Annotated in this window: 15 protein-coding genes; 12 read left to right on the top strand and 3 right to left on the bottom strand. The window is 72.8% G+C overall.

Annotated elements, in window-relative coordinates; all coding sequences use genetic code 11:
* Positions 1-12 precede the first annotated feature (12 nt).
* From ACYUD3_RS30560 to ACYUD3_RS30540, 5 genes are all read left to right on the top strand, one after another.
* Positions 13-972, top strand: a complete 960-nt coding sequence (locus ACYUD3_RS30560; protein ID WP_470976817.1) for a segregation and condensation protein A — start codon at positions 13-15, stop codon at positions 970-972.
* Positions 969-1,610, top strand: coding sequence for an SMC-Scp complex subunit ScpB (gene scpB / locus ACYUD3_RS30555; protein ID WP_470976814.1), 642 nt, complete (start codon positions 969-971; stop codon positions 1,608-1,610). Before ACYUD3_RS30560 ends, scpB begins: the two co-directional genes overlap by 4 nt.
* Positions 1,610-2,683, top strand: a complete 1,074-nt coding sequence (locus ACYUD3_RS30550; protein ID WP_470976811.1) for a pseudouridine synthase — start codon at positions 1,610-1,612, stop codon at positions 2,681-2,683. The genes scpB and ACYUD3_RS30550 overlap by 1 nt, the downstream gene beginning before the upstream one ends.
* 168 nt (positions 2,684-2,851) lie before the next feature.
* On the top strand, positions 2,852-3,601 hold the full coding sequence (locus ACYUD3_RS30545) for an NUDIX hydrolase (RefSeq protein ID WP_470976808.1): 750 nt from the start codon (positions 2,852-2,854) through the stop codon (positions 3,599-3,601).
* Positions 3,598-4,623, top strand: coding sequence for an ADP-ribosylglycohydrolase family protein (locus ACYUD3_RS30540; RefSeq protein ID WP_470976805.1), 1,026 nt, complete (start codon positions 3,598-3,600; stop codon positions 4,621-4,623). Before ACYUD3_RS30545 ends, ACYUD3_RS30540 begins: the two co-directional genes overlap by 4 nt.
* Positions 4,624-4,635: 12 nt before the next feature.
* Here ACYUD3_RS30540 and ACYUD3_RS30535 read toward each other — a convergent pair whose 3' ends face one another.
* Positions 4,636-5,058, bottom strand: a complete 423-nt coding sequence (locus ACYUD3_RS30535) for a Rieske (2Fe-2S) protein (protein ID WP_470976802.1) — start codon at positions 5,056-5,058, stop codon at positions 4,636-4,638.
* Positions 5,059-5,301: 243 nt separating this feature from the next.
* Here ACYUD3_RS30535 and ACYUD3_RS30530 point away from each other — a divergent pair, with 243 nt between their 5' ends.
* The 4 genes from ACYUD3_RS30530 to der all read left to right on the top strand — a co-directional run bounded on the left by ACYUD3_RS30530 (position 5,302) and on the right by der (position 9,586).
* Complete coding sequence (locus ACYUD3_RS30530; RefSeq protein WP_470976800.1) at positions 5,302-6,387, top strand: prephenate dehydrogenase; 1,086 nt, start codon at positions 5,302-5,304, stop codon at positions 6,385-6,387.
* Between the two features lie 193 nt (positions 6,388-6,580).
* Positions 6,581-7,270: a (d)CMP kinase gene (gene cmk / locus ACYUD3_RS30525; RefSeq protein ID WP_470976797.1), complete on the top strand. Its 690-nt coding sequence runs from the start codon at positions 6,581-6,583 to the stop codon at positions 7,268-7,270.
* Between the two features lie 119 nt (positions 7,271-7,389).
* Positions 7,390-8,013 (top strand): lysophospholipid acyltransferase family protein, encoded by a 624-nt coding sequence (locus ACYUD3_RS30520; protein WP_470976892.1) that lies wholly within the window; start codon positions 7,390-7,392, stop codon positions 8,011-8,013.
* Positions 8,014-8,125: 112 nt separating this feature from the next.
* The gene (gene der / locus ACYUD3_RS30515) at positions 8,126-9,586 is read left to right on the top strand and encodes a ribosome biogenesis GTPase Der (RefSeq protein ID WP_470976889.1); all 1,461 of its coding nucleotides are present in this window, start codon (positions 8,126-8,128) and stop codon (positions 9,584-9,586) included.
* 46 nt (positions 9,587-9,632) lie between these two features.
* On the opposite strand, the gene ACYUD3_RS30510 is transcribed toward der, so the two are convergent.
* Both ACYUD3_RS30510 and ACYUD3_RS30505 read right to left on the bottom strand, forming a co-directional pair.
* On the bottom strand, positions 9,633-10,058 hold the full coding sequence (locus tag ACYUD3_RS30510) for a hypothetical protein (RefSeq protein WP_470976794.1): 426 nt from the start codon (positions 10,056-10,058) through the stop codon (positions 9,633-9,635).
* 47 nt (positions 10,059-10,105) lie between these two features.
* The gene (locus ACYUD3_RS30505; RefSeq protein WP_470976791.1) at positions 10,106-10,876 is read right to left on the bottom strand and encodes a hypothetical protein; all 771 of its coding nucleotides are present in this window, start codon (positions 10,874-10,876) and stop codon (positions 10,106-10,108) included.
* A gap of 545 nt (positions 10,877-11,421) precedes the next feature.
* Between ACYUD3_RS30505 and ACYUD3_RS30500 the strand changes: the two genes are divergently transcribed.
* From ACYUD3_RS30500 to ACYUD3_RS30490, 3 genes are all read left to right on the top strand, one after another.
* Positions 11,422-12,138 carry a transglycosylase family protein gene (locus tag ACYUD3_RS30500; RefSeq protein ID WP_470976788.1) on the top strand — a complete coding sequence of 239 codons (717 nt, stop codon included), beginning with the start codon at positions 11,422-11,424 and terminating at the stop codon, positions 12,136-12,138.
* A gap of 539 nt (positions 12,139-12,677) precedes the next feature.
* Positions 12,678-13,211 carry a transglycosylase family protein gene (locus ACYUD3_RS30495; protein ID WP_470976785.1) on the top strand — a complete coding sequence of 178 codons (534 nt, stop codon included), beginning with the start codon at positions 12,678-12,680 and terminating at the stop codon, positions 13,209-13,211.
* Positions 13,212-13,351: 140 nt separating this feature from the next.
* The gene (locus ACYUD3_RS30490; protein WP_470976782.1) at positions 13,352-13,849 is read left to right on the top strand and encodes an MTB12 C-terminal domain-containing protein; all 498 of its coding nucleotides are present in this window, start codon (positions 13,352-13,354) and stop codon (positions 13,847-13,849) included.
* Positions 13,850-13,892: the final 43 nt, after the last annotated feature.

Here is a 13,892-nt window from a genome sequence, read left to right as displayed (position 1 = left end):
CCTGCGGGGGTTATGACCGCGTTTGACCCCTCTTCCGCCCCCGGCGCCCCCGGCCCACGCCGCCGCGCGCTCGGGAGGGGGCCTGGAGCGCCCGAGGAGACTCCGGGGGCCGCCGAGGCCGTACGAGAGGCTCCGGGGCCCTCTGAGGGGGCTTCAGGGGCTTCTGGGGAGGTTCCCGACGGGGTCTTCACGGTCCGGCTGGCCAATTTCGAGGGGCCGTTCGACCTGCTGCTCCAGCTGATCTCCAGGCACAAGCTGGACGTCACCGAGGTCGCCCTGTCGAAGGTCACCGACGAGTTCATGGCGCACATCCGCGCGATGGGGCCCGACTGGGACCTCGACCAGACGACCGAGTTCCTGGTCGTCGCCGCCACCCTGCTCGACCTCAAGGCGGCCCGCCTGCTGCCGGCGGCCGAGGTCGAGGACGAGGCCGACCTCGCGCTCCTGGAGGCGCGGGACCTGCTGTTCGCGCGGCTGCTCCAGTACCGGGCGTACAAGCAGATCGCCGACATCTTCCAGCACCGCCTGGACAAGGAGGGCCGGCGCTATCCCCGGACCGTCGGCCTGGAGGCGCACCACGCGGAGCTGCTGCCCGAGGTCGTCATCAGCATCGGGGCGCGAGGGTTCGCCAAGCTCGCCGTGAAGGCGATGCAGCCCAGGCCCAGGCCCCAGGTGTACGTCGAGCACATCCACGCGCCCCTGGTCAGCGTCCGGGAACAGGCCCTGGTCGTCGTCGCGCGGCTCAAGGAGCTGGGCGAGGCCGACTTCCGGGCGCTGATCGAGGACGTCGACGGCGACACCCTGACCGTCGTCGCCCGCTTCCTCGCGCTGCTGGAGCTGTACCGGGACAAGGCCGTGGAGCTGGAGCAGGAGACCGCGCTGGGCGAGCTGCTCGTGCGGTGGACCGGCGGGGACGGGGACGGGGCCGCCGTCACCGACGAGTTCGACAAGAGCACGGAGGAGACGGTGTGAGCGGGGACGTCGCACAACTGGAGCTGAAGCCCGCCCTGGAGGCCGTCCTCATGGTCGTCGACGAGCCGGCCACGGAGGAGCACCTCGCGAAGATCCTCCAGCGGCCCCGGCGGCAGATCGCGGACGCCCTCAGGGAACTGGCCGACGAGTACACCGCGCAGCGCCGCGGCTTCGAGCTGCGGGCCGTCGCCGGGGGCTGGCGCTTCTACACCCGGCCCGCCTACGCGCCGGCCGTGGAGGGCTTCGTCCTGGACGGCCAGCAGGCCCGGCTCACCCAGGCGGCCCTGGAGACCCTGGCGGTCGTCGCCTACCGCCAGCCGGTCAGCCGCAGCCGGGTCTCGGCGGTGCGCGGGGTGAACTGCGACGGCGTGATGCGCACCCTGTCGCAGCGCGGTCTGGTGGAGGAGGCGGGCACGGAACCCGAAACAGGTGCGATCCTGTACGGGACGACGAACTACTTCCTGGAGCGGATGGGCCTGCGCGGTCTGGACGAGCTTCCGGAACTCGCGCCCTTCCTCCCGGAGGCGGAGGCGATCGAGGCCGAGACGCAGGAGGGCGTTCCGTCGTTCGATCCGGACGCCCCCGATGACGGCGTCCCGGGGCCTGACGACGAACAAACGACGACGACGGAACTTTGATGCGAAGCAGCGGCAGCGGCAAGAGCGGCGGGCGCGGTAACCACCGCGGCGCCGGCAACGACAGGGACCAGAAGCAGGGCGGCCAGGCCGGCCGGCCCCGCAAGCCCCGCCCCGAGGAGCGCCGCTACGACGTCGGTCCCGGGGCCACCCCGGACGGCCCGAAGTCCGGTCGCGGCGCCTCCGCGCGCGGCGGTGCGAAGGGCGGCCCCAAGCAGGGCCAGCAGCAGCGCACCGGCCGTACCGCGCCGGGCACCTCGCGCGAGTACGAGGCCCGCGCGGAGGAGCGCAACAGGGAGCGGTACGCCGACAAGAAGGACGTCAAGCCGCCCAAGACGTTCCCGGGCGCCGAGCAGGAGGGCGAGCGGCTCCAGAAGATCCTCGCGCGCGCGGGCTACGGCTCCCGGCGGGCCTGCGAGGAGCTGATCGAGCAGGCGCGCGTCGAGGTCAACGGCGAGATCGTCCTGGAGCAGGGCAAGCGCGTCGACCCCGAGAAGGACGAGGTCCGTGTCGACGGGCTGACGGTGGCGACGCAGTCGTACCAGTTCTTCTCGCTGAACAAGCCCGCCGGGGTCGTCTCCACGATGGAGGATCCCGAGGGGCGGCAGTGCCTCGGGCACTACGTCACCAACCGGGAGACGCGGCTCTTCCACGTGGGGCGGCTCGACACCGAGTCCGAGGGCGTCATCCTGCTCACCAACCACGGCGAGCTGGCGCACCGGCTGACGCACCCCCGGTACGGCGTGAAGAAGACCTACCTCGCGGCCATCGTCGGCCCGATCCCGCGCGACCTGGGCAAGCGGCTCAAGGACGGCGTGCAGCTGGAGGACGGCTTCGCGCGCGCCGACCACTTCCGGGTCGTCGAGCAGACCGGCAAGAACTACCTGGTCGAGGTGACCCTGCACGAGGGCCGCAAGCACATCGTGCGCCGCATGCTCGCCGAGGCGGGCTTCCCCGTCGACCGGCTCGTGCGCACCTCCTTCGGGCCGATCACCCTCGGCGACCAGAAGTCGGGCTGGCTGCGACGTCTGTCGAACACCGAGGTGGGCATGCTGATGAAGGAGGTCGACCTCTAGAAGGCGGCTGTACGGCTTTCTGACGGCCGATCCCGGGCTCTCCGGGGTCGGCCGTCGTGCGTGCGCGAAAAGGCACTCCTGGGGGCGCCTGAGGGCTTGCGGGCGAGTGGGGCGGGTGTTTATGGTCAGGGCGGCTAATGGTCGTGCCGACCATAAAGGGGGTGGCGGGTGACCGGGACGGACAGGGCGGGCGGGTACGACAAGCACGCCTACGAGCCCTTCGCCGTCACCGTCGACCTCGCGGTCCTCACCGTCCGCGCCGGCGCCCTGCACGTCCTGCTCGTCGAACGCGGACAGCAGCCCTACGCCGGCCGCTGGGCGCTGCCCGGCGGATTCCTGCTGCCCGCCGAGTCCGCCGAGACCGCCGCCCGCCGCGAACTCGCCGAGGAGACCGGCCTCACCGACGTCTCCGGACTCCACCTCGAACAGCTGCGCACCTACAGCGACCCCGGCCGCGACCCCCGGATGCGCGTCGTCTCCGTCGCCTTCACCGCCCTGCTCCCCGGCCCGCCCGAACCCCGCGGCGGCGGCGACGCGGCCCGCGCCCGCTGGACGCCGTACGCCCGCGCGCGGGACCTCGCCTTCGACCACGGCCGCATCCTCGCCGACGCCCGGGAACGGGTCGGCGCCAAGTTCGAGTACACCTGCCTCGCCACCGCCTTCTGCCCGCCCGAGTTCACCCTCGGGGAACTCCAGCAGGCCTACGAGACCGTGTGGGGCACCGCCCTCGACCGGCCCAACTTCCGCCGCAAGGTCCTCGCCACGCCCGGCTTCGTCGAGCCGGTCCCGGGGGCCGCCGCCCGGCTCACGGGCGGCCGCGGCAAGCCCGCCGCGCTCTACCGCGCGGGGACCGCGACGACCCTCCACCCGCCGCTGCTGAGGCCGACACGACCGCCTGGGGAAGGACCCACCGCATGAGCTCCACGACCACCGTCCGCAAACGCGCCGCCACCGGGGCCCTCATCGGGCTCGCCCTGGGGGACGCCCTCGGGTTCCCGACGGAGTTCAACGACGTCCCGTCGATCATCGCCAAGTTCGGCCCCTGGCGCGCGATGCGGCTGCCCGCCCAGGCGTACGTCTCCGACGACACCCAGATGACCCTCTCCCTCGCGCGCGGGCTGCGCGCCGCCATGGACCGCGGGGTGCTCGGGCCGCGCGCCCTGGAGGAGTTCGTGCGCCGGGAGTTCCTCGACTGGTACCGCTCGCCCGACAACAACAGGGCGCCCGGAGGGACCTGCCTCAGGGCGTGCGGGCGGCTGGAACAGCCCGGACTCCCCTGGCAGGACGCCAGCCAGATCGGCTCCAAGGGATGCGGCGCCAACATGCGCGTCGCCCCTATAGGGCTCGCCCCCGGACTCAGCGACGAACAGCGCGCGGGCGCCGCCCAGTTGCAGGCCGCCCTCACCCACGGCCACCCCACCGGCCTCGCCGCCTCCGACCTCACCGCCCACGCCGTGCACGTCCTGGCGGGCGGCGCCGAACCGGCGAACCTGGTGGGACTGCTGCGCTCCTACGCGCTCGCCCAGCGCAGCCGCTACCACCACGCGTGGCTCGGCGACCTGTGGAACCGCAGCCAGGCCGCCTCCGCCGAGCAGTACATCGCGCGCGGGTGGGACGAGTGCCTGGCGATCCTCGACCGCCTGGAGGCCGCCCTGCGCGCCCCCGACCCCGAGGCCGACCCCTGCCTGGCCACTGGGGAGGGCTGGATCGCCGAGGAGGCCCTGGCGACCGGGCTGCTGTGCTTCCTGCTCTTCCCCGAGGAACCCGTGACCGCCCTGCGCCGCGCCGCCTGCTCCTGCGGCGACTCCGACTCCATCGCCTGCCTCGCCGGGGCCTTCGCGGGCGCGTACGCGGGGGCCGACGCGTGGCCCAGAGAGTGGGCGGACCGGGTCGAGCACGCGACCGAACTCGTCACCCTCGGGGCGCTCTGGGACGCGTGAGACAGGCGGCGGCTAGGTGAGGTCGATCGTGTCGCCCTTCACGGTGATCTCCTTCGCCGGCAGCGGGCGGGGCGCCGGGCCGCCCTTGACCGCGCCGTCGGTGATGCTGAACTTGCTGTGGTGGCAAGGGCATTCGATGGTGCCGTCGGCGACGGTCCCGACCGTGCAGCCCTGATGGGTGCAGACCGCCGAGAACGCCTTGAACTCACCCTTCGTGGGCTGCGTGACGACGATCTTCTGCTCCTGGAAGATCTTGCCGCCGCCCACCGGGATGTCACTCGTCTTCGCCAGCTGCGTGCCGTTCGCCGCGCCCGTCGGGGACGCGTCGGAGGAACTGCTGCCGTCGGAGCCGCCGCAGGCCGTCGTGAGCGCCGCCGCGCCCGTCGTCAGCAGGGACGTCATCAGGACCGTGCGGCGTGTCGCGGGGAGGGTCATGGGCGTCATCCTGGCACCGAAGCGGGGCAAGGAGAAGTAACCGGGACGGAGTGGCACAAAGCCGCGGACCGGTGCCGGACATCTCAGCGGGCGGGCGGCGCGCGCCGTTGTCAGACCCCCTCACTAGGCTGGGGGTGTCGGTGCGGGAGCGAGCGAGCGGTCGAGGAGCGGTGGCGTGGCGGAACGAGCGGTCAGGGGGGCGGTCCGGAGGGACAGTGCCGGGCACAGCAGGGGCGGCGCCCGATGAGGACCGCGCTCGTCATCGGCACCGGACTCATCGGCACGTCCGCCGCGCTCGCCCTCGCGCGGCGCGGGGTCGTCGTCCACCTCGTCGACCATGACCCGGAGCAGGCGCGCACGGCCGCGGCGCTCGGGGCCGGGACCGACGAGGCGCCCTCCGCGCGCGTCGACCTCGCGGTCGTCGCCGCCCCGCCCGCCCATGTCGCCGCCGTCCTCGCCGACGCCATGCGCCGCGACCTCGCGTACGGCTATCTCGACGTCGCCAGCGTCAAGGGCGGGCCCCGGCGGGAGCTCGAAGCGCTCGGGCTCGACCTCTCCCGGTACATCGGGACGCATCCCATGTCCGGGCGGGAGAAGTCCGGGCCGCTCGCCGCGTCCGCGGAGCTGTTCGAGGGGCGGCCCTGGGTGCTCACGCCCACCCGGGACACCGACACCGAGGTGCTCAACCTCGCGCTGGAGCTGGTGTCGCACTGCCGGGCCGTGCCGATCGTCATGGACGCCGACGCGCACGACCGGGCCGTCGCGCTCGTCTCGCACATGCCGCATCTCGTGTCCAGCCTGGTCGCCGCGCGGCTGGAGCACGCCGAGGAGGCCGCCGTGCGGCTCTCCGGGCAGGGGATCCGGGATGTGACGCGGATCGCCGCCTCCGATCCGCGGATGTGGATCGACATCCTGTCCGCCAACCCCGGTCCCGTCGCCGAGCTGCTGTCCGATGTCGCCGCCGATCTCCAGGAGACGGTGGAGGCTTTGCGGGGGCTTCAGTCGGGGGACGTGGAGAAGCGGCGGGAAGGGGCGGAGGGGATCTCCGATGTGCTGCGGCGGGGGAACGCGGGGCAGGTGCGGGTGCCGGGGAAGCATGGGGCCGCGCCGCGGGTGTACGAGGTGGTGGCGGTGCTGATCGACGACCAGCCGGGGCAGTTGGCCCGGATCTTCGCCGATGCGGATCGGGTGGGGGTCAATATCGAGGATGTGCGGATCGAGCATGCGACGGGGCAGCAGGCCGGGTTGGTGCAGTTGATGGTGGAGCCGAAGGCTGTGGGGGTGCTGGGCGCTGCGCTGCGGGAGCGGGGGTGGGCTCTGCGGCAGTAGGGTTTTCGCCCCCGCCGCCCCTGCCCTTCCCGTCCTTTCCGGGGGCTGCCGCCCCCGTGCCCCCGCTGTCGGCCCTGGACGGGCCTTGTCCTCAAACGCCGGACGGGCTGGGACGGGGCACCCAGTAACCTTGTACCCAGTGCCCCTCTGGGCCGTAACTCTCTGCCTCTGTGCACCAGGAAGGTGTTCCCCTGTGGAAAACGGCGTTGCCGGGACTGTGGTCGTGGCCATTGACGGGCCCTCCGGTACGGGTAAGTCGAGCACTTCCAAGGCCGTCGCCGGGCGGCTCGGGCTGCGGTATCTGGACACGGGGGCGCAGTACCGGGCGATCACCTGGTGGATGGTGAGCAACGGGATCGACCTCGACGACCCCTCCGCCGTCGCCGCCGTCTGCGGCAAGGCCGAGATCCTCTCCGGGACCGACCCCGCCGCCCCCACCATCCGCGTCGACGGCGTCGACGTCGCCCTCGCCATCCGGACCCAGGACGTCACCTCCAAGGTCAGCGCCGTGAGCGCGGTGCCCGAGGTGCGCGAGCGGATCACCGAGTTGCAGCGGTCCATCGCCGCCGGCGCCGCGGAGGGCATCGTCGTCGAGGGGCGCGACATCGGGACGACCGTGCTTCCCGACGCCGATCTCAAGATCTTCCTCACCGCCTCCGCCGAGGCCCGCGCCGCCCGGCGCAGCGGTGAGCTGGGCCAGGGCACCGACGTCGCCGCCACCCGCGAGGCGCTGATCAAGCGGGACGCCGCCGACTCCAGCCGCAAGACCTCGCCGCTGGCCAAGGCCGACGACGCCGTCGAGGTGGACACCACCGCGCTCACGCTGGAGCAGGTCATCGAGCACGTCGTGCGGCTCGTCGAGGAGAAGCGGGCCGCCAAGTGAGCGCCGCCCCCTCAGCGGACGGGCCGAAGGCAGGCACCCCCGCCCCCTCAGCGGACGCCGGCAGGAAAACCCCCTCCGAGCGCGGCGCCGAAGTCGGCCGCCGTATCGGCGTCGGGCTCATGTACGGCTTCTGGAACCCCCGTGTCCTCGGCGCCTGGAAGGTCCCGGCCACCGGACCCGTCATCTTCGCCGTCAACCACTCCCACAACATCGACGGACCGATGGTCATGGGTGTGGCCCCCCGGCCCACCCACTTCCTCATCAAGAAGGAAGCCTTCATCGGGCCCCTCGACCCCTTCCTGCTCGGCATCGGGCAGGTGAAGGTCGACCGGTCCACGACCGACCGGACCGCCGTCACGCAGGCGCTCGGGGTGCTGGAGAACGGCGGGGTGCTCGGGATCTTCCCCGAGGGCACCCGGGGCGAGGGCGACTTCGCGGCGATCCGCGGCGGGCTCGCCTACTTCGCCGTACGGGCGAACGCGCCGATCGTCCCCGTCGCGGTCCTGGGCAGCGCCGAGCGGCGCAGCAGGATCCTCAAGGGGGTGCCGCCGCTGCGGTCGCGGGTCGATGTCGTGTTCGGGGACCCCTTCCTGGCGGGCGACGGCAGCGGGCGGCGCACCCGTAAGGCGCTCGACGAGGCCACCGTCCACATCCAGAAGCAGCTCGCCGCGCACCTGGACGGCGCCCGGCGCTTCACCGGGCGCGGGGCAATCGAGGCGGAGAAAAGCGACGCCGCCGGATAACCTCGGATGAGCGGCCGGCCGAAGGGCGCGCCTGTGCGCCCCCGCCGCCCCGAGTAGTGGCCGCCCCGACGGGCGTCCACCGATCACCACGATGAACGAGGTACGGAACTTCATGAACGACGACAACCACTCCGAGCACGACCACGGAGCGCTCGGTGACACCGAGTACGCGGAGTTCATGGAGCTTGCCGCGGAAGAGGGCTTCGACGCCGAGGACGTCGAGGGGGCCATCGAAGAGGCGGGACACGGGCCGCTGCCCGTGCTCGCCGTCGTCGGGCGGCCCAATGTCGGCAAGTCGACGCTCGTCAACCGGATCATCGGGCGGCGCGAGGCCGTCGTCGAGGACAAGCCGGGTGTGACCCGCGACCGGGTCACCTATGAGGCCGAGTGGGCCGGGCGGCGGTTCAAGGTCGTCGACACCGGCGGCTGGGAGCAGGACGTCCTCGGGATCGACGCGTCCGTCGCCGCGCAGGCCGAGTACGCGATCGAGGCCGCCGACGCCGTCGTCTTCGTCGTCGACGCCAAGGTCGGCGCGACCGACACCGACGAGGCCGTCGTACGGCTGCTGCGCAAGGCCGGGAAGCCGGTCGTGCTGGCCGCCAACAAGGTCGACGGGCAGAGCGGGGAGGCCGACGCCGCCTATCTGTGGTCGCTCGGGCTCGGGGAGCCGCATCCGGTGTCCGCGCTGCACGGGCGGGGCACCGGCGACATGCTGGACGCCGTCCTGGAGGCGCTGCCCGAGGCGCCGGAGCAGTCCTTCGGCACGGCCGCGGGCGGGCCCCGGCGGATCGCGCTGATCGGGCGGCCGAACGTCGGCAAGTCCTCGCTGCTCAACAAGGTCGCCGGCGAGGAGCGGGTCGTCGTCAACGAGGTCGCGGGCACCACCCGTGACCCGGTCGACGAGATGATCGAACTCGGCGGCGTGACCTGGAAGTTCGTCGACACCGCCGGTATCCGCAAGCGGGTCCACCTCCAGCAGGGCGCCGACTACTACGCCTCGCTGCGCACCGCCGCCGCGCTGGAGAAGGCGGAGGTCGCGGTCATCCTGATCGACGCGTCCGAGTCGATCTCCGTGCAGGACCAGCGGATCGTCACCATGGCCGTCGAGGCCGGGCGCGCGCTGGTCATCGCCTACAACAAGTGGGACACCCTCGACGAGGAGCGCCGCTTCTACCTGGAGCGGGAGATCGAGACCGAGTTCGGGCAGGTCGCCTGGGCGCCGCGGGTCAACGTCTCGGCGCGCACCGGGCGGCACATGGAGAAGCTGGTCCCGGCGATCGAGACCGCGCTGGCCGGCTGGGAGACCCGGGTGCCCACGGGCCGGCTGAACGCCTTCCTCGGCGAGCTGGTCGCGGCCCACCCGCACCCGATCCGCGGCGGCAAGCAGCCCCGCATCCTCTTCGGCACCCAGGCCGGCACCAAGCCCCCGCGCTTCGTGCTCTTCGCCTCCGGCTTCATCGAGGCCAGCTACCGCCGCTTCATCGAACGCCGCCTGCGCGAGGAGTTCGGCTTCGAGGGCACCCCGCTCCACCTCTCGGTCCGCGTCCGCGAGAAGCGCGGCAAGAAGAAGTAGGACCGTACGACGAAGAGGGCGGCGCCTGTCGGGCGCCGCCCTCTTCTCAGTACCCCCGCCGCGGCGCCGGGGGGAGCGCGGCCGGGACCGGCTGCATCCCCTGGTACGTCCCGTACGACGGGTACGCCGGCTGCTGCTGGCCCAGCGTCCCCACGCGCTGCCACTGACCCTGCTGGCGCGCGCTCTGCGCCCCCGCGCTGTAGGCGCTGTACGAACTCCCGCCGTACGAGCCGCCGTTCAGTCCGCCGAGCCCGCCGCCGTGCGCGAGCGCGTACGACCCGCCGTAGCCGCCGTACCCGGGGCCGAGGCCGTGTCCGAACGCGGTGAACTCCAGCTGGTCCTCCCCGCTGCGGTCGCCCGGCAGGGCCCGGAAGGACTTGACGTACTCGGCGTAGAGCGCGTCGTAGATCGGGGTGGCCGAACTCTCGGGGAGCGAGTAGGACGGCCGGCGGGAGGTGTCGTATGGGTGCACGTAGCGTAGAACGACCCAGTTGGTGAAGGGTTTCCCCCGTGGGTCGGTCAGGTCCCGGCGAGGGGGAGGGCGGCGGCGACGAGGCGGCCGTTGGCGGCGGCCTTGTCGAGGGCGTCGCGCAGCAGGTCCTCGCGGGGCTGGCGGCCGATGGAGCCGACGGGCGCGGCGAACATCAGGACCTGCTGGTTCTTGTTGGCGGCGGCCCGCCAGCCGTCGGTGACCTGGAGCGGCTGGTGCGCCTGCCACCAGGCGGCGGGCTGGACGCCGTTGGGGCCCGGCTGGAGGATCGCGTGCAGCTGGCCCGCGGCGAGCAGCACCGACCAGCCGTGGCGCACCGGCGGGACCTCGCTGATCTGGCCGAGCGGCGTGAAGCCCTGCTCGACGAGGAGGGCGAGGAAGTCGTCGCCCGGGCCCGTGCTGCCGGGGCGCACGATGGGGGCGGTCGGTTCGACGACCAGCGCGGGGTGCAGCTCGCCGTTGATCAGGATCAGCCCGCTGGTCACCCCGAGCACGGCCTGCTGCGGCTGCGGCTCCGGGCCGCCGACCCCGTTGATGGACCGGACGGCGCCCTTGAGCTGGTCCTCCGTCACCTGGACGACCTGGGAGGGCAGGCAGGTGGCGTGGGCGAAGGCGAGGACGGCGGTCTCGTCGCCGATGAACAGGACGGTGCTGGTGCGCTCCTGCGCGGAGTCGCCCGGGGCGCGGCACGACGTGCAGTCGTAACTGCCGGGGGCGTTGTCTCCGGTGAGCAGCCGGTCGGCTTCTTCGTCGCCGATCTCGGTGCGTACCTCGTCGCTGACGTCGAGCATGCGCGGCACGGGTGGCTCCCTCGGGATGCGGTGCGGTGGCACGGCCGGGGGCGTCCCCGGCTCGGCCGGGGTGGGTCCCCGGCTCACGCAGAGACAACGGGCGTCCTGTGGCCATAGTCACGGTGTCCCGCGTGAGTGTCCCGTCCCTCGGACGCGGTCGGTCACTTTAGGTCCGCTATCGAACACTCCCGGTCAAGTAACGGAGAGGTTACGGGGGTTGGTTCCGTGAGCTGGCTCACAGGGCGTCTCGGCCTATGGTCGATAAATCAGGAAAAGGGGGTGCGAACCCCCCTGCGGGAACTCGAAGTTACCCCTGGTAACGGGCAACTGGCCTGCGGAAACAGGGAGTTGGTTGCTAACGGCTCGTCAGGGTCCATAGATTCCTCCGCCGGTGCACCGAGCACCACCCGGGAAACGTTCGCCGGCCGCGCTGGGACAGACAGCGCGCGGAAGCATCACGTCGGCGCACGGGGGGCGGAACGCCATATCCACGGCTCTTCGCGGATAGCGTCCCGCCCAGCAGGGGGAACCCGGGTCCGTAGAGAGGGAACTTCATGTCCGAGTGTGCCGACAACACACGCGACACGCACGACCAGGCGCCGGTGACTGACACCACCGCCCGCCGGGCACGTACGACGGCGGCTCTCGCCGGGGCGGCACTGCTGGCCCCGCTCGGGCTGCTGGCCGCGAGCGGCAACGCCGCCGCGGCCGACAGCGGGGTGTGGGACCGCATCGCCCAGTGCGAGAGCGGCGGCAACTGGCACATCAACACCCACAACGGCTACCACGGGGGCTTGCAGTTCTCCCCGTCGACCTGGCGGGCCTACGGCGGCACGGCGTACGCGCCGACGGCCGACCAGGCCTCCCGCGAGCAGCAGATAGCGGTCGCCACCAAGGTCCAGCGCGGCCAGGGCTGGGGCGCCTGGCCGGTCTGCTCGGCCCGCGCCGGCGCCTACGGCAGCGCGCCCGACGCCTCGGCCCCGTCCGCCAAGTCGGGCTCCGCCACCAAGAAGAGCCCCAGCAGCGGCACCAGGAAGAACACCAACTCGTCCGCCGCGACGCCCAAGGCGGCGCCGGAGCGTACGGCGAACACCTCCCGGGGCACCGTCCGCGCCACGCCCGGCGCCAACTACACGGTCCGCTCCGGAGACACGCTCAGCGCCATCGCCGAGCGGCACGGCACCACGTGGGAGCGGATCTACGCCGCCAACAAGCCGGTCATCGGCGGCGATCCGGACCTGATCGTGCCGGGGCAGCGGCTGCTGGTCTGAGCGGGTCCGGCGTGGCCGGCGGAGGTGGGCCGGCATGAGCTGAGCCGGCGCGGGCTGAGGTGAGTCGGTTTTCAGGCTGAGGCGAGATCGCTCAGGCTGAGGTGGGCCGACCGGAGCTGAACGCCGGCGCGAGACGGTGCGGGCCGACGGGAGTCGGCGCCGTACGGCACGAGGCGGGCCCGGGGTCGCGAACCCGGGCCGCCGCCCTAGGCCGGAGAGTCCGGCACCCAGAGACTTCGCCCGGCGCGGAGGCCGGGCGGCCCCAGAGCACAGCCCGGTGTCCCAGCGCCGGGCACGCAGTTCGGTACCCCAGCCGGGCTGCCTCCGGAGACTTCGCCCGGTGTCCCGCCGGGTGGCCCGGAGTCCCCGTCCGGCATCCCGTCGGGCGGCCCGGAGAATTTCGCTCGGCGCCCCGCCGGGCGGCCCGGCAGATCGCGGCCCCATCCGGTGCGTACCCCCAGTGCGCCGACCGGGTGGGGCCCCGGGCGTTGTGGGCGCGGATCGGGTGAGGGGTGGGGGGTGCTGCCTACGGTGAGCCGATGTTCGCCAGTCTGCTGCTCGCCGTTGCCCTGTTCTCCCCGTCGGCCGACGGCGGGCCGCCGGTCTCGTACGGCTGTGCCGAGGAGCAGTGGCCGTGGAGCTGTGTCGCGGACTGTGAGAGCGGTGGGCGGTGGGACGCGCACACCGGGAACGGGTTCTACGGCGGGCTCCAGTTCTGGCAGCCGACCTGGGAGGAGTTCGGGGGGCTGGGGTACGCGCCGCGCGCCGATCTCGCGAGCCGGGAGGAGCAGATCGCCGTCGCCCAGGAGGTGCTGGCGGTGCAGGGGTGGGGTGCGTGGCCGGAGTGCTCGAAGCGGTACCGGCTGGAGGGGCGGATGTACACGGTGAAGTCCGGGGACACCTTGTCCGCCGTCGCCGTCAAGTACCGCGTCAAGGGCGGGTGGCAGGCGCTCTATCAGCTCAACAAGGAGGTCGTCGGGGCCGATCCGGGGCGGCTCAATCCCGGGACGCTGCTGCGGCTGCCGGACACGGGGTCACGGACGCTGGCCTTCTTCGGGCCGCCGCTGAACTGACGTGCCGGGCTGCAACCTACGGGCGCCGCCGCAACTTGCAGGCACCGCTCCAACTGACCGCCCCCGCAAGGGAATTCGTACGAACGTACGGTCCGGATCCGCCCCGCCCGATACCCTGCCCCTGCCCTGCAATCCCGGTGATGACTGAGCTGGCTGGTGGTCAGATGACGGCAACAGGAGTCAGACGTACGGCGATCGGAGCCCGGGGTGCCGCAGCCGCGCTCGCCCTTCTCCTCGTGCTCTCCGCGTGCGGCGACGACAAGCCCAAGGAGATCAAGGTCGCGCCCCGCCCCTCCGGCAGCCCCTCTCCGACGGCGCCCGCCGATCCCGCTGCGGCCGAGCGGCAGATCCGCGCCAACTGGGTGGCGTTCTTCGCCCCCGCGACCAAGCCGGCGGCCCGCCAAGCCCTCGTCCAGCACGGCAAGTTGATGGCCGGCGCGCTCCAGGAACTGGACGGCAGCAGAGCGGACGCGACCGTGGAGAAGGTGAACTTCCTCTCGGCGACGCGGGCTTCGGTGACGTACCGGCTGGCCAAGGGGGGAACCCCGTTGCCGGGGACGGCCGTTGAGCAGGACGGAGTGTGGAAGGTCTCCGCGAGGACCCTGTGCACCCTCGGCGCCCCCGCGCCCGGCTGCTGAGCCGCCCACCCCGCCCGCCGCTGAGCCGCGCCCCCGCCCGCCG

The sequence above is a fragment of the Streptomyces sp. AMJ-169 genome (genome assembly GCF_055597585.1).
This window is presented reverse-complemented; position numbering and strand designations above follow the sequence as displayed.

Coding starts and splice junctions, on each gene's coding strand:
- ACYUD3_RS30560 (WP_470976817.1), top strand. CDS start 13: ATGACCGCGTTTGACCCCTCTTCCGCCCCCGGCGCCCCCGGCCCACGC.
- ACYUD3_RS30550 (WP_470976811.1), top strand. CDS start 1,610: ATGCGAAGCAGCGGCAGCGGCAAGAGCGGCGGGCGCGGTAACCACCGC.
- ACYUD3_RS30540 (WP_470976805.1), top strand. CDS start 3,598: ATGAGCTCCACGACCACCGTCCGCAAACGCGCCGCCACCGGGGCCCTC.
- ACYUD3_RS30535 (WP_470976802.1), bottom strand. CDS start 5,058: ATGACCCTCCCCGCGACACGCCGCACGGTCCTGATGACGTCCCTGCTG.
- ACYUD3_RS30530 (WP_470976800.1), top strand. CDS start 5,302: ATGAGGACCGCGCTCGTCATCGGCACCGGACTCATCGGCACGTCCGCC.
- ACYUD3_RS30520 (WP_470976892.1), top strand. CDS start 7,390: ATGTACGGCTTCTGGAACCCCCGTGTCCTCGGCGCCTGGAAGGTCCCG.
- der (WP_470976889.1), top strand. CDS start 8,126: ATGAACGACGACAACCACTCCGAGCACGACCACGGAGCGCTCGGTGAC.
- ACYUD3_RS30500 (WP_470976788.1), top strand. CDS start 11,422: ATGTCCGAGTGTGCCGACAACACACGCGACACGCACGACCAGGCGCCG.
- ACYUD3_RS30495 (WP_470976785.1), top strand. CDS start 12,678: ATGTTCGCCAGTCTGCTGCTCGCCGTTGCCCTGTTCTCCCCGTCGGCC.
- ACYUD3_RS30490 (WP_470976782.1), top strand. CDS start 13,352: ATGACTGAGCTGGCTGGTGGTCAGATGACGGCAACAGGAGTCAGACGT.